Source organism: Bacillus cereus group sp. BfR-BA-01316, from assembly GCF_022664195.1.
GTDB lineage: Bacteria > Bacillota > Bacilli > Bacillales > Bacillaceae_G > Bacillus_A.
In genome coordinates, this window is sequence record NZ_JAKUGX010000029.1 from 1 (window position 1) to 21,953 (window position 21,953).

Below are 21,953 nucleotides of genomic sequence, written 5' to 3' on the forward strand. Positions count from 1 at the left end.
ATTAAAAGTTGAGCCTTTTTTAGTCATAAAAAATCCCCTCCAAGTAATAGTGTAACATCCATGTGTGCACATGGTCTTTTTTACACTGTCTACCTAAAGGGGATAATACCAAAAACGGTCTCTCCTTAAGCATAATCTTCAGTTATCGCTAATGTTGTAGGAGTTTGAAGACTTTTAGATCGTAAACGATAGGCAACGGCTTTCTTCTTATATTGCTTTATTACATCAACATGTTCCTTATAACTATATATCGATAATGTAATTATTCTTTTTCCTTTCTTCGTTTCAATGATTATCGGCATCCCTTCACCGTGCGGCGGAAAGTAATGCTTATCTAAAAATAAAGCCTCGTTAAAGTCGTTTATAACTTGAAGTTTCATTTCACCCTCTATATTCTTTCCATCTAGCGATACAGTAGTATTTTCTTCATCAAGTTTTTGATGTAACTCAAATCTACTAATAATTGATTCTACAACAGAAGTTGGCATACTAGAAACTAGTACTTTAAGGGCACCAAAAATAAATAATGTAACTATAAACCATGTTGTCATTTTCATCATCTCCATTACATTCTCAAATAAATAGTATTATATTTCTTATTACAATTCTTAAAATATAAATTTCGTTCCATAAGGTATTAATATACTAATGAGTATTCCTGTTACAATCATCGTTACCGAACCGATAGTCGCTTCTTTCTCCCCTTCCTTCACTAGACGACTCACACCGATAATATGTGATGCGCAGCCCATTCCAACTCCTTTTCCAATTGTACTTGTTATACGGAAAAACTTAAGTACTGTTGGTCCGATAATAGCACCTGTTATTCCTGCAACAACTACAAAACTAGAAGTCATAGAAGGAATACCACCAATTTGATCCGATAATGAAATGGCAATTGGCATTGTCGCTAATTGCGGAAGAGTTGTTAGTATAAACTCCTTATCTATATTTAAAATTCCACCAATCACTACATTCATACTTGTTAAAGCCACTATACCTATCACTACGCCGATAAGTATCGATAAAAAGTTTTTCATAAGTATCTTTCGCTCTTTAAATAGAGGTATGGCTAACGCTACAATTGCAGGGCTCAAGAATCCTGAAAGGATATCTCCCCCATTTTCCTTATACTCATGATGAGAGATGCCGAAAATCAAAAATAAGCAAATCATAATTGCTGTAACTGTTAATACCGGTAACGTAAATGGAAACGTATATTTTTTATACAGCTTTGTCGCAAATAAATATATTACTACAGTAATAATAATTAAGACCATTTGAATAGCGCACCTTGTCGATTTTATTTTTTTGATGTTACTAACAATTGACTTACATACCCTGAAACAATCAATGTTACTATCGTACTTGCAACAACTAAAAGGAATATAACACTCCCCTTACTTAAAAGAAAAGATCCGTATTCCATTAACCCTGTTGTCGAAGGGATTAGAAATAACGGTAAAAATACTATTAATTTTTCCGCACCTACCTCAAACCACTTTAATGGCAAAATACGAGTAGAAAGGAGTAAGAACAGCATTAACATCCCTATTAAACTTCCTGGCATCGATAGATGGAATATTCCCTGAATCCACGTACCAGTTAAGCTAAATACATATAGCACGCCTACTTGAAGTAAAAGCGTCACGTACTTCATTTCTTTCCCTCATTTCAATATTACGCATCACTATTATGAAATCTCGTTTAACGTTTCCGCAAACCTTGTAATTCCAAGTTGGATTTGTTCTACATCTACTCTCCCAAAAGTAAAACGAATATATTCACTTTTAGAACCTAAAACACTTCCTGGGACAAACGCTACACCATTTCGTATAGATTCACCTAATAAATGATATTCATCAAACGTTCCTTGCACTTTGCACCATAAATGTATTCCACCCTCCGGAACAAAAAATTCAACCTGATCCCCTAATAATTCTTCAAGCTTTCTAATTAACTCATCTCTTCTTTGTTTCAATTGTCCACGAAGCATTGTAATATGTGCATGAAAATCTTCTGATTCTAAAAATTGATTTGCCACCCACTGCGTAAATACACTATGGCCAAAATCAACTTGTTGCTTCGCATCTGCTAAACGTTCTATTACACGCGTAGGTCCAATTACCCAGCCAATACGTAATCCTGATGCAACAATTTTTGATAATGAACTTACATAAAGAACATTTCCATTTTGATCCATCGATTTTAATGTTGGATTCACTTCTCCATTAAATGTAGTTAAACTGTACGGATCATCTTCTACAATTGGTATACCGAATTCAGAAGACAGTTCTAAAATCTTTTTACGTCTTGCTAATGAAAGCACAGTGCCAGTTGGATTTTGATAATCTGGATTCAAAAACACCATACGAATACGATGCTTTTTATGCAAATCAATTAAGTCATCTGGATTCATTCCATGCTGATCAACAGGTAAATGGAATATTTTTAAGCCAGCGGATTTAAACATCGGAAGTGAGAAACAATACGAAGGATCCTCAATCGCAATCGCATCTCCAGGTTTTAATAAGCATTGAACGATAAGATTAAGCGCCTGTTGTGCTCCAGATGTAATTAGTATAGAACTTGAATCCGCTTCAATTTGTTTATATTGCTGAACATGTGCTGCAATTGTTTTTCTCAACATTTCATTTCCAAGTGGATGGTCATAACCGAGGTTTTCCATAAACGTTTTCTCCGACAAAATTGTTCGAAATCTATCACTCGGAATTAATTCTGGTGACAATTCACCACTGGCTAAATTAATTAAGTCATCTTTTTGTGTTTCCGTTCGAATTTGTTGAACAAGTGGTACATTAGGTAAGAACGATCCATCCTCAACGTACCTACCCCAGTTCGGTATTCGTTTATGTGACACACCCCATATGTCTGTATTCACCCGTGTTCCGCTTCCTTTTTGCCGTTCTACTACCCCAAGTGATTTTAATTCTTCATACGCAGCTACTATTGTGCTCCGGTTCACTTGTAATTCCTTTGCTAACATACGCTCAGAAGGTAACTTGCTATCAGAAGGAAATTCACCTGAAGAAATACCCCTTTCAATATAATCAGCAATTTGTTTATATACAGGTGTCTTATCTGCACGATTTGGTTTCCATTCCATATAGTTGCCTCCTCTCAAAACTAACTATACCTTACTCACTAATAACAGTATTCACTGTAACAATAGTATTAATTAAGCGCATGATTTAAAAATGTTTCTACCGTCATATTAAAGCTAGTCGGCTGTTCTAAATAAGGCAAGTGCCCGCTATTTTTAAACAATATGACAGGACCCGATCCTTCTATATTGTTTAAAATCTTTCGATTCTTATATTCAAAATACATATTCATCACCTTCAGTTATAGCATCACTTATTCTTATCTTTGAATGGATATATCCAAAACGGTTCTCTTTCTAACCACTCAACTGTTTCTGGAACACCTTCTTCATACTCTCTTTCCAGCTCATCCACTTTAGTTGTAAATTGTGATGCATGTGCTCGTAATGCCTCCAATTTTTTCGGAACATATTCCGTCACTTCATTTTTAAAATCTGGAGGACCAATTTCGTCTTCATGATTTTTCGAAAAAGCTACAGCATAAAAGACCGGTCGTTTACTTTCCGAAATATTAGCTACTGCCTCTACTACCGCTTCCCCTGTTGCATCGTGATCTGGATGAACTGCATACCCAGGATAGAAAGAAATAACTACAGAAGGATTCAATTCTTCAATATAGTTTTGAATCAGACCTCTTAATTGTCCAGGCTCTTCAAATTCAAGAGTTTTATCACGATATCCCATCATACGTAAATCTTCAATCCCTAAAATATTTGTAGCTCGCTTTAACTCTTTCTCTCTAATAGCATATAAAGATTCACGTGTTGCAAAAGGTGGATTCCCCATCGCTCTCCCCATTTCACCAAGTGTTAAGCAAACATAAGTAAGAGGGACTTTCTGCTCAGTATAAGCCAAAATTGTGCCAGCCACGCAATACGACTCATCATCTGGGTGCGGAAAAACAACTAAAACGTGGCGCTCATTTTTCATCAATACATTAACTCCTCCATCATATACAAACTCTATAAAATAACGACCGCATACCATGTAACCCCCACAAGTAGTCCTAAAAGAAGGATGACATAGATAGCAGATAAATTTTTCACATTCTTCTTTGTAGACTTACCGTAATTCTCTTCCACATTTCGTGCGACTAGTACGGTCCCAAACAGTGATACAACTACAATAATAACAACTAGTGAAATTGCAAAACTCATTGTCTTTTCACCTCTCTAAAACCAGTCTATTTAAACAAAGGAGATACATATAAAATGTCCTTCTTAAGGTATCAATAAAATACTACCTTTCTTCTCTTATCATAATAGATGTTTGTAAAAAACGGACCAACCACTTTCGTGTTTTTTTGCTCATCCACTTTAAAAATAAAAAGTAACTGATCACTTATGGCCAGTTGCTTTTTCGCAGGATTATTTATATTCATTTTCACTTGAAATTAATCCGATTCAGAAGTTTGGTCTTTTCATAATGAAACATCGATTGAGATAACTCGAAAATTGTTCCATTTACAAGATAAACTGTATTTTCAATAAGAAGCGCCGGATCACCTTCATTTAGTTCTAAAAGCTGTGCATTTTCTTTATTTACTTTTTCACAACTAATAACTTTATCGGCAAAACCAATATTTAATCGTAAATCTTCAATGAAATAACTGTATACAGAGCTTAATGCTATTTCTTCATTCAAATAAGGAATGATATCCTTTTTGAAATAACTTACTTCCATAGAGAATGGTTTCCCATCTACAATTCTTAAGCGCTTCAAAAAATATAACCTAGTTCCAACTTCACATTGCATCCGCTTTGCTATCTCTTCTTCCGCATCTATTACTTCAAGCTCTAACACTTTCGTTTCAATATTTTGTGAAACGAGGTTTTTCGTTAATCCACGCAAACTGCCTAGATTAATGTAATCTGTTACAGAAGTTTCGCGTAAAAACATGCCACTACCTTGCACTTGAAATATATAGCCTCTATTAACAAGCTGGCTAATCACTTTACGTATCGTATTACGGCTTACTTCAAATCGATTCATCAATGCTTCTTCTGTAGGTAGTTTTTTCGTTTCATTAAAAAGCCCGTCTCGAATGTTTTGCTCTAACACATCTGCAATTTGTTTATACTTTGCACGCATACACTTTCTCCTAAAATACTCTTTTATCTGTTATAACTCTTCTCCTCTCGTTTCGATCACATGCTTATACCAATGAAACGAAAGTTTCTTCTTACGTTTTAAGTTATCATTATGATCGACAAAAATAAAGCCATATTGCTTTTTATATCCATTTAGCCAACTTAATAAATCGATAACAGACCATGCATAATACCCTTTTAAATTAATTCCCTCTTGAATTGCACGCTTCATTACTTTTAAATGCTCTTCAATGAATTTAATTCTCGGAATATCTACAATTTCTCCGTCAATGATTGGATCTTCATCACCAAGTCCATTTTCCGTTACATACATCTTTATGTCACCGTAGCGTGCTTTCAACATATGCAATCCATCTAAGAAACCTTCGGGAGATATTTCCCATCCCCATTTTGTATATGTTTTATCATCCATTTTAACTGTTCGATAAAAACCATCAAAAGAAGGATTACCCGGAGCAAGTGTTGAGTTTTCTCGAGAATGTTCCTCGCTCTTTATATCCATATCGTATCTTTCTACTCGTATCGGTTGATAATAATTCAAGCCAATAAAATCATTTTTTCCAGCATTTTGTTTAATGATTTCTAATTCTTCAACCGTCCAATTAGGAGTCCATCCTTTTTCCTTTAATTCCTGCACAACATAAGACGGATACTCACCTTTTAAAACTGGATCATAGTACCAATACATTTCATATTCATTCGCATGATTTGCTGCTAGTATATTTTCTTTTTGATCATCCACACTATAAGCAGGTAAGAAAACATGCGTAATCCCAATCTCTCCATATTGTTTCAGCTGCTTGTACACTGCAACTGTTTTTGCATGTGCATAAAATACATAATGAGTCGCTTGAAAGTACTTTGAAACATCATTTTGTATTCCTGGTGGATGTGCACCTTTTAAATACCCTAGTCCACAAAACATTACTGTTTCGTTAAAAGTAATCCAATGTTTCACTCTATCACCAAATGCTTTAAAACAAATCTCTGCGTATTTTACGAAAGCCTCTGCTGTTCGTTTATTCGTCCATCCACCATCTTTTTCTAATGGTAAAGGTAAATCCCAATGATATAAAGTTACAAACGGTACAATCCCGTATTTTAAACATTCATCAATTAAGTTGTTATAAAATTCTATTCCTTTTTCATTTACCTCTCCATCTCCAGTCGGCAATATTCTCGCCCAAGAAATAGAAAAGCGATACGATTCTAATCCCATCTCAGCCATTAAGCGAACATCTTCCTTATATCGATGATAATGATCAACAGCTACATCACCATTTGTTCCATTGTATGTTTTGCCAGGAATTTTTGAAAACTCATCCCAATTCGTAACACCTTTTCCATCTTCATTCCATGCACCTTCTACTTGATAAGAAGCTGAAGCAGCCCCGAATAAAAAATCATGTGGAAACTTCATAGTATATACCTCCGTTTCATTACAATAAATCAAATTTATTACTACATATAAAATTTATAGGTACAAATTTTATATGTGTAATTATATCGCAAGTTTCGATTTTTTCCTATCATGAAAGTACGATATGTAAAACTATACCTAATGTTAATTTTTAGAAAACAAAAAAGAAGCGATGTATTTTATCGCTTCTTACTATTACAATCTTCATTCTTTTATAAGTGACTTATTCGCTCTTATAACTTCTTGATAAAGTATTGGTGACCATTTTTCATTTATATAATCTTGAATCATCCAGCCTACTCTTTTAGGATTCTTTTGTTTCATATAGTTTGCAATTTCAGGATTTATATAAGAGGCGTAATAATATGGACTATTCCATGCTGTACCACCAGAAGACAAGCTTGTAAAATTAATATACAGATGATTACAATCTTCACTATTGTTAATCGTTTCATTTATCGTATCTTTAATAGATTTTACTTTCTCATCATAACTCACTTTATATTTATCTTGTACTGTTACATTTACATTTTGATTTACAGTTGTCGTAAACGTCTCATTATCTGGCCAATAAAAATTATTATATCCTCCAGATTCATTACTACCACTATATCTTTTTAGTAGTACAATTTTCCCTCGAGCATCTCCAAGCTTTATATTCCCTTCTGTTTTTAAAAAGATAGGATCAAGGAAATAATTTTTTTCAAACGTACTACTAAATGAATCTTCTGCCCCTTTCATATCCTCATACTCTTTTTTTAAAGACATAATAATCGTTTCACTTGGGTTATCTTTTAAAAATTGTTTCGCTTCATTTATAAATTCGTGCAATGTTACATAAAGATATAGTGGCCCATGATGAAGAACTATCGTATTATCATCTGTTAAACGCCCTCTAATATCAAAAATTCTAGCTCCGTGATCCATTTGGTAACGAAAATCATATTCTTGCGTCATTCCCCATACTTGCTTTATCGGATTTTGCAACTTGAACGTTCCACTATCATGTGTTCCTGGAATTGAAATTCGTGTTAACGGTATGTCATCAGGTATAGGTTGCATCCATTTTGACCAGTTTTCAAGCCCATTACCAGAGCTAGCAGCAACTGCTTGCTTATCATTGAAAGCAAATACAAATGTGCTAAGTATAGTACTACATATGAATAATTTCAAAATAAACTTCTTATTGCTCATTTTTATTCCTCTCTTTTTCTGTTTTTACATCAAACTTATTGAATATAATATAAGCTACTTAATAAATAACATTTCATAAATATGGAATATTGCATAGAAGTAAAATTTAAAAGCATTCACATATTCTCAATGCATTAGGAAAATTTAAAATCCCTTTCCACTAGATAAATTATAGTAATCAACAACATGAACTTCAATGGGCTTTCATATGCAATATTTCATATTTGGGTCCTACACGATATAAATAAAAAACTTATAATGATTATTTATTTCATACGTGCTGATATACTTATATTAAAATATAAATACATATCTTATATACTCTGAACTACATTACTCAACAGTTAAAACTTAATTTTTTATTGGGAGGATTTACAATGAAATTATTAAAAATAAAACATATAATTCCTTTATCTGCGGCAGCCATTACATTCGTATGTAATCAAGGTGTAGCTGAGGCTTCCACCATTCATACAGTAAAAAAGAATGATACACTTTGGGGTATCATTAAACAATATGGAGTTTCAATACAATCTATTAAACAAGCAAATAATAAAGGAAACGATCAAACTTTTATTGGTGAACAGTTAAATATTCCAGGATCCATGAAATCAAATGAGGTCACTGTTCATCAAAATGACAACCCTAAGAACATCTCTGGACAAATTATTTATCAAGTACAGCCGGGAGATTCATTAGAAACTATAGCAAAGCGTTACAATGTTACCGTTCAATCTATAAAACAAATTAACAATACAGTCGGAAACAAGCTTTATACAGGACAACATTTAAAAATTAATTCAAGTATTTCAGAAAAAGAAAAAGACTTAATGGCACGCTTAGTTACTGCTGAAGCAGGTGGCGAATCATATAAAGGAAAAGTGGCAGTGGCGAAAGTTATTTTAAATCGTGTAAATGCAAAAGGTTTTCCTAATACAATAACAGGCGTTATTTATGAACCTATTAAACACGGATATGCATTTACTCCTGTTACAGATGGAAGAATTAATCAGCCTGCAAGTGCAGAAGCAAAGATGGCAGTAGAAGAGGCTATCTCCACAAATGGAATACATTCTGATTGGCTTTATTTCTATAATCCGAAAACATCAACAAGCAAATGGATTACTACACGTCAAACAGTAGCAATCATAGGTAACCATGTCTTTGCTAAATAAAGATACGTAATAAAACTATAATTAATTTCAAATTATTAGCAGACCTCTTTACTTAAAAGGTCTGTTCTTTTTATATGTAAGCTTTTTATTAACCCTATGATAAAATGATTGTTTAAAAGTATCTCTCTTTTCAAATAAAAAAACTGTTGTATCTCATTCACCATTTAGAGTAATTGAGAGAGCATCAAATCCACAACTATGACTTTATTAATACAAGCTATTTCTTAACTTCGTAAAATTGTTATACACTAGGAAAATAGCAAACAAACTATTCGGTAGCAGGTGAAAAAATATGTATGATATTACAATTATCGGTGCTGGAGTGAGTAGCATTTTTATGGCTTATACATTAGCCAAAAGCAACAAAAAGGTTTTAATTCTTGATAAAGGCAAATCGTTAGAACATCGAAATTGCTCTTTAGAACAAGGGGAAATATGTAACTGTACTGCATGTGATAAATATTTCGGATTTGGTGGTTTAGGAAAGTCTGAAGGGAAATTTAATTATACAAACGGCTTTGGAGGCGAACTTGAGCAAAAAGTAGGTAAAGAAGGTTTTATGCACCTCATGGCTGAAGTAGATGAAATTCTATGTCAGTTTGGCGGAAGTTCAGTTTCAAAATATTCTACAGAAAATTTAAATCTCACTAAGAGAGCTGAAGCGTGTGGTTTACAAATGTTAACAACGGAAGTAAGGCATCTGGGTACTAAACTTTCCAGCAGCATTTTTCAGCAACTCTATGAATTTTTACTTACGAAAATAAATATTCAATTTCATATAGATGTACAACATATTATGAAACAGAAAGATCATTTCAAAATAGAAACAAACCAAGGAATAGTTCATTCTAAGCAACTAGTATTTGCAACTGGGCGCTCTGGGGCGGATTGGTTAAAAGAAATGTGTACTTCTCTAAATATTTCTCAGGAGCAAACACGTGTAGATTTAGGTATTAGAGTAGAAATGAAAGAACATCAATTACGTTCTATATTAAAGGATACTTTCGAAACGAAACTTTCTTATCAAAGCGAAAATTTCACAGCTACTACTTACTGTATGAATCCAAAAGGACGCATTATTCGAAAGTACGAAGAAGGTTTAGTTATGCCTGACGGCCAAAATTTTCGAGAGCAAGGAACTGGCACTCCTAACTTAAATTTCACTTTATTTATCCCGCGCTATTTTCCAACTCTCAAAGAAGCAAATGTATACGCAAGTTTAATTATTAAAAGTATTAACCAAGGACGAGATCGGATTATTATACAGCGCTTAGAGGACTTAATAAAGAAACAACCTACTACGGAAAAAGATATGAAACATAATCGTATACAACCTACACTACACGGAGATTTTGGGGATTTGCACAAAGAAATCCCTCCATTATATATTGAAGGGCTCAAAGCATTTTTATTACGTTTAGAACAATTTACCGAAGAACCTATCGATCAAGATACTTTATTATATGGAATTGATGGAAAGTTCTATGCTCCTACGATAAAAATCAATAACCATTTTGAAACAAGTATGAATGGGCTATTTTTAATTGGAGATTGTTCAGGCGTCACTCATTCATTATCTCAAGCAGCCGCAAGCGGTCTGTATGTTGGAAAATATTTATCAGGTATTTAAACTCTTTAATTAAGATGCCAGTCAAATGTTTTAAGTTTCACCAACACTTTACTTATCTAATAATAGCTTTAACGAAATTATTATCCCTCCCCCGCTGATGATTAACCCACAAAGAATCATGATTTTACGGGATATATTAAAAGCACATGAAAAACTACATTCTATATAGAATGTAGTTTTCTACTAATTAATATAACCGTTTACTTTAAATTAACTTTTTGAAAATTCTAACCGATTAAATGTCAATAGTTTAAAAATCATCTATTCATTTCCACTTTCATTTGTTCGATATTTTGTAACATCATCATAGTGTTTAATATGTTAGGATGTCTATAAGTCACTTTCACTACAACTATGACTTTTTCTGCTCCGTTTCTAAAAAAATTAGATTTATGTTACTTCGCTTTAAAATTCCCCATTGTATATATATGAACACTTCAAATTATTACCTTTAGAAAACATAATCTAAATGGTTCATTACACTCTAATAGTTATAAAAATATAATATATAACTCTAGTTAAATAAATTAGATAAAGAAGGTGTAAAAATGAAGAATAAAATAAATTTACAAATGCAAAATATAAGCTTTGTTTTAATAATTGCTTTAGCAGTATGGTTAAAAACATATCTTATTACGCGATTCAGTTTTGATTTGAAAATTGAGTCTTCTACACAAGAGCTTATTTTGTTTATTAGCCCTCTAGCTGCATCATTAGCATTTGTTGGACTAGCATTATTTGCAACTGGTGAAAAACGAAATTATATAGCGCTATGTATTAATTTCTTATTAACTATAGTTCTCGTTGGAAATGTAATGTTCTATGATTTTTATAGCGATTTTGTTACTTTGCCAGTACTTGGGCAAACATCTAACTTTACACAGTTAGGCGGCAGTATTAAAGAAATATTAAACTACAAAATTATACTCGCATTCGTAGATATTATTTTCTTCTTTATTTTGTTAAAGAAGAGATCAATAGTCTTTAAAACAGGACGTGTAACTCATTCTGCACGCTTGTTATATTTTCTCTTAACAATTGCTGTATTTTTTGCGAATCTAAATCTTGCAGAAAAAGAGCGACCTGAATTATTAACGAGATCCTTCGACCGAGTAATGCTTGTTAAAAATTTAGGACTATATACTCATCAAGTATATGATTTAACACTGCAAGTAAAAGCAGGATCACAAAAGGCTCTTGCTGATAGTAGTAAATTACAAGAAACTGAAAACTACGTAAAAGCAAACCAAAGTGAACCAAATCCTAATATGTTTGGTGCAGCGAAAGGAAAAAACGTAATTGTCGTTACTCTTGAATCCTTACAAACCTTTTTAATAGGTGCATCCGTCAATGGTCAAGAAGTTACACCGTTCTTGAATGAATTCATAAATGAAAGCTATTACTTTGATAACTTTTCCCACCAAACTGGTCAAGGAAAAACATCAGATTCTGAATTTCTAATAGATACATCGTTGTATCCATTAAATCGAGGAGCTGTATTCTTCACGCACGGTAACAACGATTATACTGCGACTCCAGAAATTTTACGTCAGCAAGGCTATTTCACTACTGTATTCCATGCGAATAACGCAACATTTTGGAATCGTAATATCATGTACTCTGCTCTTGGTTATGATCGTTACTACAATGAACTAGATTACAAGATTACGCCAGAAACAAATTTAAATTGGGGATTAAAAGATATCGAATACTTTGATCAATCAGTAGACATATTAAAAACAATTGATCAACCATTTTATGCTCGTTTCCTCACTTTAACAAACCATTATCCATTTACGTATGATGAAGATACAAAATTCATTGAACCATATAACTCTGGTAATGGCGTATTTGATCGTTACATCGTAACAGCTCGTTACTTAGACGAATCAATTAAAAACTTTATTGAGCGTTTAAAAGCTGAGGGGCTTTATGATGATTCTATTATTGTGTTATACGGTGATCATTAAGGCATTTCCGAAAAACATAATCGCGCAATGGCGCAGTTTTTAGAAAAAGATCAAATAACAGAATTTGATACTTTAAATTTACAACGTACACCTTTATATATTCATGTCCCTGGACAAAAAGAAGGTCAAACCATTTCAAAGCCTACTGGACAAATCGATATGAAACCTACTATTCTAAATTTATTAGGGGTTGATACTACTAACGATATCCGTTTTGGTCATGATATGTTTTCAGATGAATATAACGGATTTGTTGTTTTCCGTGATGGTAGCTTCGTTACAGACAAGTATGCATATACAAATCATACTTTTTATAATCGAGAAACAGGTGAGGTTGTAGATTTACCAAAAAAAGAAGCTCAAGAAATGATTAACCGTGCACAAAATGAATTACGAATGTCTGACAAAATTATTGAAGGCGATTTATTACGTTTCTCAGAAAGTAATAAAATTAAAACTGGAGAAGTAAAAACTAAAATTAAAGAAACTGAAAAATAATCTATATATGCGAAGGGAGCAACTAACTACAGTTGCTCCCTTTTTACTCTCTTATAACACATGATGCAATTTAATATTAAAAAAGACCTGACATATTATACAGATGTAAACAAAAAACAACTCCAAAATCAACTTTCATTGTATATTTTGGAGTTACTTTACGTTTATTCTATGATTGTTTCTAAAGATAAATCTGTATAGGAATTATCCTCACCTATATTCAAGATTACTTCACATTGACGTAATCTCAATTCAAAGAGCTTTATAGGATCATGATAAACTTCAGGGTTTGATTTCATTTTATGCAGCTTATCTTGTTTTTCTTTTATTTCTAAATGAGTATTTTCTATAGCTTGCTCCAACGCACCAAATGGATTTCTAAAGAACATATTAATATCCCGCTCTTGTGTGTTTTCAAACAGCTCAAATTGCAAGAAAAACTTCTTCATAATAGAAGCCGTTACATCGGTATAATCTTCATTTTCTAAATACTGTTTGTATTTGTTATATAGCATAGCTTTATTTTTAGGAAGAACTCCAAATAATTTACCGGCACTTTTCAGTAAAAATTGTGCTGGTGTAAATCGGCGTAAAATATTTACTTCTTCCATTTGTATTCTAGTTGTCATTCTATCAGTATCTCTGCGCCAATCATCAATTACTTTAAAGTCACATTCTAACTGTATTCGATTTTCTCCAAATAAAGAATTAAGTCCTTCACTGGTTTCTTCTAAGTACAATTGACTTTGAAGGAGCTCGTTATTAGAAGTCGCAATCCAATTTTGCATAGAGCGAGCAAGATTAGGTAATACAGTTTGTTCTAGATATTGTTGCACTCTTTCATTCATCGCTGTGTTTAGTTCAATATCAATGTGACCAAAATCGCTTTCTTCACTAATTAAATCGGAACAACTCTGCAATAGTTTCGGAATATGTTCTGTAAGATCATTAGTAATTTCGTTTTTCATTGTACGATATGATTCTGTAATTAAATGAATTTTGTCCTTCTCAAAAGCAGTAAGGTTATTAATACAACCATTTAGTTTAACTAACATATCTTCATTCCAATTAATAGAATCCACTAGATTGTTTTCCCTCTCGACGCGTTTATCCAAAAGATATGTAATTGTTTTTCGAATGAAAAACAATAGCTTTTCATTACGTTCTGCATCGATATTTTTATGGTTAAAGTTAAAATGAATAAACTCAGTTAAATCGTTTAGTTGTTTACTATTTGTATATAACGAAGAATAAGGGAAAATTCTTGCATTAGGGAAATATGTATTTATTCTCACTTGCGTATCTTGTACAACTCTTTTTGCTTCTGCTTCATTGTAAATATTATCGATTTTATTTAATAAGAAATGAACTTGTAGATTTGGTGTATGTTCTTGAATACTTAATAGAATGTCACGTTCTTTGTCAGTAAAAGGTGAATCCGCATTCAATACGAATAATAATTCATCTGTAGAATTTAAATATTCAAATACCTCATCTTTCGCGTCATTGTTCCTATTAAAGCTAGGTGTAACAACGAATGTAAGTTTGTTTTTACTTAAAAATCTGCATGGTAATTTAAATTCAACACAAGCTCTATCTCTATATGTTTGACGGTGTAGAGACATCATGTTATGGAAATCAGAGAAATTCTCAGTTGTTGTAATTTCCGAATCTGTTATAGCGTTAATTTCTGTATAAGCGTCATTTTTAAAAACAACTACATTTGAAATTGAGTTTTCTAATATATTTTCTCCTAAAATAGAGTTAATAAATGAAGCTTTTCCGTTTCCTGAAGTTCCAGTTACTAATAGGCGATTTGTTCTTAAATCTGCAAGCTCGCCAACTAACCAGCTAAATCGGTGACCCATTTCTAAATCATATTCTTGTGCCCACCCTGTAATAGATTCAAAAAGATGTAAACTATACTCTAAACCATTCACATGATTAATAGAATATGACAGTAGGTTTTCCGCATATTTTATATCCGCTGAATCTATTTTGGAAGGAAAAATCTCATCCCATGCCAATACTGCTGCAGATGGAAATACAGCATGAGAGGGATTGACTACCTTTAACCAATTTGTTAACAGATTTGGAATAATATCGTGTAATTGTCTAAGCATATATTGACCTTGAATTAATTCAAAGTATGTTTCTTCGTAAAGAGAAGAAATTTCGTCCCATATATCGGACGAATGTATTTCGATATGTATGAAAAATTCATTTATTGTGTTGAGCCATAATAAGTAATTTTGTTCATCTTTATAGCTGTGCCAAAGTGATGAAACAATTTGCGTAAATTGTACTTGATCTACATTATTTAATGTAACTAATACTTTATAAAAATAGTCTGGTGAAATATTTTTAGTAAATCCTTTATCGATATATTCTTTTAGAACCTCAAACCACGGATAAGATTCTGTTCGAATTAACTCGTTCACAGCAAGCTCTACTGCACTATCAAAATCTTGCTGTTCTTCATAAAAGGAACGTGCAATTGTTGTGACGTTTGGATAATCGGGATTTAAAGAAACCGCTTCTTTTATAACAGCGAAAGCTGAATCAAAATTATTTTGCTCGATGTAAAGAGACAGTAATTGCAGTACAATTTCGGTCATCAGTATTTTGTTATCAGTAGTAATGGAAGTATACACGTTTTCAGCAACTGATAATTGGTTAAGTTCGAAGTAAGCATCCGCAATATTTTTTTGTGCCCATGGTGCTAATTCATTACTAACTTTCTCCCATTTAAAAATAGCTGCTTCAAAATCTTGATGGTGATAATAAAATTCACCTTGTGCAAAACGAATATAAAATCCATCGGAAATCTCATTTTTTTCTTCGTTTAAATAAGCTTCTCCAAGTACTTGAAGAGGTGGATGTGTTTCATTCTCCATTAGGAATGTTTCATAATACACCTTTTTTATTAATTGTTTTTCTAATCTCATCTTTTCCCCCACTATATCTTGAAAAATACATTTTTCTCCATATGTCAATACTTTTTTGTATGTATGCTTTTTATCTTAACAAAGAATTCCTTTTGGAAAATTTCATTTTCCTTTCATTTTTCAAGTAAGATTGAATTTTTATGAGAAAAGTTTCAGTTTTTTTTCAATTCCCTTTCAGTTGTGAGACAACATTAAATGTTCCTAATAGCTTAATACGAGTATACTATACTACATTAAATTATTAGGAACATCACATATAGAGTACATTATAAAAACAATCTATAATGAATATGTATGCGACGTTTGCTTCGCTGATAAATAAAAGAACCCACCAAATAATGGTTGTTAGATGAACCGAGATGCCACGTCTCTTCAGAATTTCAGATACATCACGACAACTTAAAAAACAACAATAGTATTCAACGGCTATCAATACAATATCTTTCTCGAATTGTTTCCTTTAAAATATTTCAGCATTTATGTAATTAAATTCTATTAACCTATATAAATAACTAGTCCAAAAAAATATATATGCATATCATGTTATAGTAAAGAATTTAGGAAATCCTAAAAAGGAGGCATTTTCATGTTTGAAGATAAATCTAAAATAAATTACCCATATGAATTTACCGAAACTACAACAATCCCCATAAAAAACCCAGTTTATAAACAATACAAAAACGGCACAGGTACACATAATTTCCCAATAACAAAACATTACAAAGAAAAAGTTCTATATACCGAAAAAATAAATAATAACAAACATAAATAATTCTATAGAGCATCATTGCGACCATGCACAGTTACGATTTAAGTAGTGTCTAAATCTTGATTTTACAGCTCACACACCCTTTAAAAAGGAGAGTTTACTGGAAAACTTTCCTTTTTAAAGGTGCTGATATACCGCGCTCTTTTTATTCTTAGTAGGATTTGATAACAGGATAAAGTAACCATAGCCAAGAAAGTAATTCCTTCAAAAATGAATACATACTAAAAAACAACATACCGTTATAACCTCTTAAATACTCTTTCCAATTCTTATTTCAAAACTAAACTGCTTCACACTCATTGAACAATAACAAATCTACATAAAAAAAGAGAGCAACTAATTACTGTTGCTCCCTTTTTAATCTAACTTTATCTTTATTAAATCCAAAACATTTTAGAAAAAAGCAATTTCCCCTACATAACCCTCTTAAACATCTTCTCTAACTCATAAGTAGAATGATGCACCAGAATCGGTCTTCCATGCGGACATGTATATGGGTTTGTCGTCGTACGAAGTTCTTCGAGTAAAGCGAATATTTGATCGTTCGTTAAATATTGATTTGCTTTAATGGAAGCTTTACAGCTCATCATGATGGCTGCTTCTTCTCGTAGTTTTTTAATATCAACTTTTTTTAGTTTGACAACTTGCTCCATCATTTCGTCGATAATTTCTGTTTCTTGTCCTTTTGGGAACCACGTTGGGTGCGAACGAACAATAAAGGATTGATGGCCGAATTGCTCCAAGAATAGACCGACTTTTTTCAGTTCTTCTAGCTGCTCTTCAACACGTAAAAATTCGGTAAGAGATAAATCGATACGGTACGGTACAAGTAGTTCTTGTACTTCTTGCGTAACTCGTCCCACTTTATCACGGAAGTATTCATAATTGATACGTTCCTGTGCTGCATGCTGGTCAATCATATATAGCCCGTTATCATTTTGAGCGAAAATATATGTTCCGTGCATTTGTCCAATTGGATAAAGCGGTGGTAGGTCATTACCGTTCATTTCAATCTCTTCTATCTCCCCGACTTCTTCTTCCAATTCTTCTAATTCAAAGTCTTCTTCGTTACTGTTCCATGATTTTTCTTCCCTAATTGGTTCTTCGATTATCGGTTTATTAGATGGCTGCCAACTTTGTTCTTCTCTTACGAGTGACTGTGGTGGTTGCCATTCTTGCTTCGGCGGTTGCCAAAGTTGTGCTGGTTGTTTCACAGTCGTTGTTTCTTCTTGTTTCTCATCCATGCCAGTCGGTAAAACGATGTTTGGCACCTGTGGTTCTTTCGGCTTTGTATGCTCAAACTGGAACTGCCCTTGCACACTTTCATCTTTTTCTTTTTTCTTCGTTGTTACACCAGCATCTGGAATGAGCTGTATTTTTTTGAATGCAGCTTGCAATGTTTCTTCGATAAGCTTTAGCAATTCTTGTTCTTTACTAAAGCGTACTTCTAATTTTGCTGGATGTACGTTTACATCAACAAGCATTGGATCCATTTCAATTGATAAGAAGCTGATTGGGTATCGTCCGATTGGCAGTAACGTATGATATCCTTGCTGAATTGCTTTCATTAATACGAAATTTCGAACGTAACGGCCATTTACAATCGTTGACATATAGTTACGAGACGCTCTCGTTACTTCTGGTAATGTTACATAACCTTTAATGGTAAAGTCTAGAGACTCAGCTTCAATCGGAATCAGCTTCTTCGCAACTTGAATGCTGTAAATCGATGCAAGTACTTGTCTTACATCACCGTTTCCTGATGTATGAAGCAATTTTTTTTCATTATGAAACAGTTTTAACGATACTTCGGGATGTGACATTGCAATACGATACACGATATCTGTAATGTTACCAAGCTCTGTATGAATAGTTTTCATATATTTAAGGCGCGCTGGTGTATTAAAGAATAAGTTTTGTACTGTGATATCTGTTCCTTTTCGGCTCGCCGTTTTCTCTTGTTTTATAATGTCTCCACCTTTAATAATAAGGTGTGTACCAGGCGCATCACCGGTGCTTGTGATTAATTCTAATTCACTTACAGAAGCAATACTCGGCAGGGCCTCTCCACGGAAACCGAGCGTTCTTATACGAAATAGATCATTTTCATCTTTAATTTTGCTCGTTGCGTGGCGTTCAAATGCAACGATACAATCTTCTTCTGCAATGCCATCTCCATTATCAATGATGCGAATTTTCGATAACCCAGCTTCTTCTAAGTGGATTTCAATAGATGTACTATTCGCATCGATGGAATTTTCCACGAGTTCTTTTACAACTGAGGCAGGGCGCTCTACTACTTCCCCTGCCGCAATTAAGTTAGAGAGTTGATCATCGAGTTTGCGAATTTTCCCCATCTACTTACTCATCCTTTCTTTAACTTTTTCTGTAAACGATACAGTTCGTTCATCGCTTCTAAAGGCGTCATATCGAGTAAATCAATCTTTTTAATTTGTGTAAGTACTGCCGTTTCTTTTTGATTGAGCACAGGCTTGTCTTGTTTTTTCGAAGATTGTTCTCCTCCAAAGAAAGATAGTTGTGATTCTTCGTCTGTCTCTTCTTTCTTTTCTTGTATTTTTGCCGGTTCTTCTTTTACAATAACTGGTTCTGGAGCAACTTCTTGCACTTTCACTTCTACTCGTTTCGGAATAATAATTTCTTCCTGTCCTTCTAGTTGCGCTAACACTTCTTTCGCACGAGCGATTAAGCTATCTGGAAGCTCGGCAAGTTGAGCAACGTGAATTCCGTAACTTTTATCAGCCGCTCCATCTTGAATTTTATGAAGGAAAACTACTTTTCCATTCTCTTCAATTGCTGAAACATGTACATTCTTTAGTTGGTCTAAACTTTCTTCTAACACTGTTAATTCATGATAGTGTGTAGAGAATAATGTTTTCGCACCAATTTGGTCATGAATATGTTCAATGATTGCTTGTGCAAGTGCCATACCATCGTACGTAGATGTACCGCGTCCAATTTCATCGAATAAAATTAAACTTCTTTCTGATGCATTTGCAATTGCATTTTTCGCTTCTAACATTTCAACCATAAATGTACTTTGACCTGAGATTAAATCATCTGCTGCACCAATTCTCGTAAAGATTTGATCGAAGACAGGTAATACTGCTTCTGTCGCTGGTACAAAGCAACCAATTTGTGACATAACAGTAACAAGTGCTAATTGTCTCATATACGTACTTTTACCAGACATGTTCGGTCCTGTAATTAAAAAGACATCCATCTTCTCCGGCATAATACAATCATTCGGTACATACAATTTCCCGTTCAATACTTTTTCAACGACAGGATGACGACCATCTTTAATAAAGATTTCGCGCTTAGTTGTTAAAACAGGTTTTACAAACTGCTCTTCTTCACTAACTGTCGCAAAGCTTTGCAGTACGTCTAGTTCACTAATTACTTTCGCTAAGTGTTGCAATTTCGGTATGAATGCTTTTACTTCTTCGCGAAGTGCTGTAAATAAATCGTATTCTAATTGTACAATTTTCTCTTCTGCTTCTAAGATTAATGTTTCTTTTTCTTTTAGTTCATCTGTTATGAAACGTTCTGCATTTGCAAGTGTTTGTTTACGCTCATAGCGCCCTTCTGGAAGTGCTGCAAGATTCGCCTTCGTCACTTCAATGTAGTAGCCGAAAATACGGTTATACCCAATTTTTAATGATTTAACCCCTGTAATATCACGCTCTCGTTTTTCAAGCTCAGCAATCCACGTTTTTCCGTTTTTACTAACGTAACGATATTGATCAAGCTTGTCATTATAACCGTCTTTAATAATATCTCCATCTTTAATAGAAAGCGGTGGGTTTTCTTGAATACTTCTTCCTAGTAATTCAGTTAAGCTCTCACATGGATCCGCACCTTGAATTAACCTTGCTGCATAAGCATTATCTAAAAGACTAATCGCTTCTAAAATAGCTGGTACTTGAAGTAAAGAACGTCTTAATTGTAATAGGTCCCGTGCATTTACATTACCAAATGCAACTTTCCCTGCTAAACGCTCTAAATCATATACTTCTTTTAACTTTTCTTTTAAATCTTCACGTAAGAAGTAATCATTTACAAACGTTTCAACCATTTCTAAACGCTCTTCAACTTTTTCTTTCTGGATAAGTGGACGTTCCATCCACTGTTTTAACATACGCCCACCCATAGCCGTTTTTGTTTTGTCTAATAGCCATAATAATGAGCCTGTCTTTTCCTTCGTACGAAGAGTCTCTGTTAACTCTAAATTACGTTTTGAATGCACATCAATTTTCATAAATTGGTTCGTGTAATAAATTTCTACTGGTTGCAAGTGATCTAACGAACGTTTTTGTGTTCTTATCACATAGTTAAATAAGCGTCCAATTGCTTTAATTAACTTTGCTTGTGAAACATTTTTCACAAGATGTTCTAGTCCTTCTGGAATAGTTGTTGCATCTTCATACGAAATCGTCATTTTTAATGTTTCAGTTAATTTATTTAATTCATCTTTTGAAAAAGTAGAATCTACAACAATTTCTTTCGAACCAGTCGCATACACTTCTAATAAAATGTCTTCTACCGAACCTGTTAATAACGTCACTGTATTTTGTCCAGTCGTTAAGTCATTACAAGCTAGCGCATAAGATCCATCTTCGAAATGTGTTAATGCTGCTAAGAAGTTATTCTCTTTCTCGTCTATTGTACGCCCTTCCATCATCGTTCCTGGCGTAATTAGTTGTACTACTTCACGACGTACTACACCTTTAGCTATTTTTGGATCTTCCACTTGCTCACAAACAGCTACTTTATATCCTTTTTCAACAAGTTGTTCAATATAATTTTTAGCTGCATGATGCGGTACACCGCACATCGGTATACGTTCACTACTACCACCATCTCGGCTCGTTAATGTAATTTCAAGTTCATGAGCTGCTTTAACCGCATCTTCAAAGAACATTTCATAAAAATCACCTAATCGGAAAAATAAAAAGGCATCTTGATAGTCTGCCTTAACCTTTAAGTATTGCTGTATCATAGGCGTATATTGCGTCATGTCTTTCCTCCATAATTCTTACATAATAATCTATATTCATATATATCAAATTTCACGGACACCCATATCTCCTAT

The 21,953-nt window shown here is 33.4% G+C and carries 15 protein-coding genes and 4 pseudogenes; 4 read left to right on the forward strand and 15 right to left on the reverse strand.

Annotation, left to right across the window (positions count from 1 at the left end; all coding sequences use genetic code 11):
• Positions 1-125 precede the first annotated feature (125 nt).
• From MR071_RS19265 to MR071_RS19310, 11 genes and pseudogenes are all read right to left on the reverse strand, one after another.
• Positions 126-551 carry a YfmQ family protein gene (locus MR071_RS19265; protein WP_105585398.1) on the reverse strand — a complete coding sequence of 142 codons (426 nt, stop codon included), beginning with the start codon at positions 549-551 and terminating at the stop codon, positions 126-128.
• Between the two features lie 57 nt (positions 552-608).
• Positions 609-1,280 (reverse strand): LrgB family protein, encoded by a 672-nt coding sequence (locus MR071_RS19270; RefSeq protein ID WP_105585399.1) that lies wholly within the window; start codon positions 1,278-1,280, stop codon positions 609-611.
• Between the two features lie 23 nt (positions 1,281-1,303).
• A complete protein-coding gene (locus MR071_RS19275) occupies positions 1,304-1,660 on the reverse strand; it encodes a CidA/LrgA family holin-like protein (protein ID WP_105585400.1) in 357 nt (118 codons plus the stop codon).
• A gap of 33 nt (positions 1,661-1,693) precedes the next feature.
• Complete coding sequence (gene pdxR / locus MR071_RS19280) at positions 1,694-3,127, reverse strand: MocR-like pyridoxine biosynthesis transcription factor PdxR (protein WP_242237612.1); 1,434 nt, start codon at positions 3,125-3,127, stop codon at positions 1,694-1,696.
• A 68-nt stretch (positions 3,128-3,195) separates the two neighbouring features.
• Positions 3,196-3,291, reverse strand: a pseudogene (locus MR071_RS19285) (alpha/beta fold hydrolase); the annotation flags it as partial.
• A pseudogene (locus MR071_RS25840) lies at positions 3,283-3,357 on the reverse strand (alpha/beta fold hydrolase); the annotation flags it as partial. The pseudogenes MR071_RS25840 and MR071_RS19285, both read right to left, overlap by 9 nt.
• 17 nt (positions 3,358-3,374) lie before the next feature.
• The gene (bshB2, locus tag MR071_RS19290; RefSeq protein WP_105585443.1) at positions 3,375-4,055 is read right to left on the reverse strand and encodes a bacillithiol biosynthesis deacetylase BshB2; all 681 of its coding nucleotides are present in this window, start codon (positions 4,053-4,055) and stop codon (positions 3,375-3,377) included.
• Between the two features lie 32 nt (positions 4,056-4,087).
• Positions 4,088-4,282 carry a hypothetical protein gene (locus tag MR071_RS19295; RefSeq protein ID WP_105585402.1) on the reverse strand — a complete coding sequence of 65 codons (195 nt, stop codon included), beginning with the start codon at positions 4,280-4,282 and terminating at the stop codon, positions 4,088-4,090.
• Positions 4,283-4,508: 226 nt separating this feature from the next.
• Positions 4,509-5,216 (reverse strand): GntR family transcriptional regulator, encoded by a 708-nt coding sequence (locus tag MR071_RS19300; protein ID WP_105585403.1) that lies wholly within the window; start codon positions 5,214-5,216, stop codon positions 4,509-4,511.
• 30 nt (positions 5,217-5,246) lie between these two features.
• The gene (locus MR071_RS19305; RefSeq protein ID WP_242237614.1) at positions 5,247-6,656 is read right to left on the reverse strand and encodes a glycoside hydrolase family 1 protein; all 1,410 of its coding nucleotides are present in this window, start codon (positions 6,654-6,656) and stop codon (positions 5,247-5,249) included.
• Positions 6,657-6,860: 204 nt separating this feature from the next.
• Positions 6,861-7,850 (reverse strand): phosphatidylinositol-specific phospholipase C, encoded by a 990-nt coding sequence (locus tag MR071_RS19310; RefSeq protein WP_105585405.1) that lies wholly within the window; start codon positions 7,848-7,850, stop codon positions 6,861-6,863.
• A gap of 377 nt (positions 7,851-8,227) precedes the next feature.
• Here MR071_RS19310 and MR071_RS19315 point away from each other — a divergent pair, with 377 nt between their 5' ends.
• The 3 genes and pseudogenes from MR071_RS19315 (at position 8,228) to MR071_RS19325 (ending at position 13,123) form a co-directional block, all read left to right on the forward strand.
• Complete coding sequence (locus MR071_RS19315; RefSeq protein ID WP_242237615.1) at positions 8,228-9,025, forward strand: cell wall hydrolase; 798 nt, start codon at positions 8,228-8,230, stop codon at positions 9,023-9,025.
• 292 nt (positions 9,026-9,317) lie between these two features.
• Entirely contained in the window at positions 9,318-10,655 is a 1,338-nt protein-coding gene (locus MR071_RS19320) for an NAD(P)-binding protein (protein WP_242237617.1), read from the forward strand.
• A gap of 548 nt (positions 10,656-11,203) precedes the next feature.
• Positions 11,204-13,123 (forward strand): annotated as a pseudogene (locus MR071_RS19325) (LTA synthase family protein).
• Positions 13,124-13,287: 164 nt separating this feature from the next.
• On the opposite strand, the gene MR071_RS19330 reads toward MR071_RS19325, so the two are convergent.
• Together MR071_RS19330 and MR071_RS19335 are read right to left on the reverse strand one after the other, a co-directional pair.
• The gene (locus tag MR071_RS19330) at positions 13,288-16,071 is read right to left on the reverse strand and encodes a dynamin family protein (protein ID WP_242237619.1); all 2,784 of its coding nucleotides are present in this window, start codon (positions 16,069-16,071) and stop codon (positions 13,288-13,290) included.
• A 325-nt stretch (positions 16,072-16,396) separates the two neighbouring features.
• A pseudogene (locus tag MR071_RS19335) lies at positions 16,397-16,545 on the reverse strand (IS6 family transposase); the annotation flags it as partial.
• A 112-nt stretch (positions 16,546-16,657) separates the two neighbouring features.
• Here MR071_RS19335 and MR071_RS19340 point away from each other — a divergent pair.
• Positions 16,658-16,843, forward strand: coding sequence for a hypothetical protein (locus tag MR071_RS19340; RefSeq protein ID WP_105585410.1), 186 nt, complete (start codon positions 16,658-16,660; stop codon positions 16,841-16,843).
• Between the two features lie 410 nt (positions 16,844-17,253).
• Here MR071_RS19340 and mutL read toward each other — a convergent pair whose 3' ends face one another.
• Complete coding sequence (mutL, locus tag MR071_RS19345; RefSeq protein ID WP_105585411.1) at positions 17,254-19,197, reverse strand: DNA mismatch repair endonuclease MutL; 1,944 nt, start codon at positions 19,195-19,197, stop codon at positions 17,254-17,256.
• An 8-nt stretch (positions 19,198-19,205) separates the two neighbouring features.
• Complete coding sequence (gene mutS, locus MR071_RS19350) at positions 19,206-21,878, reverse strand: DNA mismatch repair protein MutS (protein WP_105585412.1); 2,673 nt, start codon at positions 21,876-21,878, stop codon at positions 19,206-19,208.
• Positions 21,879-21,953 lie beyond the last annotated feature (75 nt).

Coding starts and splice junctions, on each gene's coding strand:
- MR071_RS19265 (WP_105585398.1), bottom strand. CDS start 551: ATGACAACATGGTTTATAGTTACATTATTTATTTTTGGTGCCCTTAAA.
- MR071_RS19270 (WP_105585399.1), bottom strand. CDS start 1,280: ATGGTCTTAATTATTATTACTGTAGTAATATATTTATTTGCGACAAAG.
- MR071_RS19275 (WP_105585400.1), bottom strand. CDS start 1,660: ATGAAGTACGTGACGCTTTTACTTCAAGTAGGCGTGCTATATGTATTT.
- pdxR (WP_242237612.1), bottom strand. CDS start 3,127: ATGGAATGGAAACCAAATCGTGCAGATAAGACACCTGTATATAAACAA.
- bshB2 (WP_105585443.1), bottom strand. CDS start 4,055: ATGAAAAATGAGCGCCACGTTTTAGTTGTTTTTCCGCACCCAGATGAT.
- MR071_RS19295 (WP_105585402.1), bottom strand. CDS start 4,282: ATGAGTTTTGCAATTTCACTAGTTGTTATTATTGTAGTTGTATCACTG.
- MR071_RS19300 (WP_105585403.1), bottom strand. CDS start 5,216: ATGCGTGCAAAGTATAAACAAATTGCAGATGTGTTAGAGCAAAACATT.
- MR071_RS19305 (WP_242237614.1), bottom strand. CDS start 6,656: ATGAAGTTTCCACATGATTTTTTATTCGGGGCTGCTTCAGCTTCTTAT.
- MR071_RS19310 (WP_105585405.1), bottom strand. CDS start 7,850: ATGAGCAATAAGAAGTTTATTTTGAAATTATTCATATGTAGTACTATA.
- MR071_RS19315 (WP_242237615.1), top strand. CDS start 8,228: ATGAAATTATTAAAAATAAAACATATAATTCCTTTATCTGCGGCAGCC.
- MR071_RS19320 (WP_242237617.1), top strand. CDS start 9,318: ATGTATGATATTACAATTATCGGTGCTGGAGTGAGTAGCATTTTTATG.
- MR071_RS19330 (WP_242237619.1), bottom strand. CDS start 16,071: ATGAGATTAGAAAAACAATTAATAAAAAAGGTGTATTATGAAACATTC.
- MR071_RS19340 (WP_105585410.1), top strand. CDS start 16,658: ATGTTTGAAGATAAATCTAAAATAAATTACCCATATGAATTTACCGAA.
- mutL (WP_105585411.1), bottom strand. CDS start 19,197: ATGGGGAAAATTCGCAAACTCGATGATCAACTCTCTAACTTAATTGCG.
- mutS (WP_105585412.1), bottom strand. CDS start 21,878: ATGACGCAATATACGCCTATGATACAGCAATACTTAAAGGTTAAGGCA.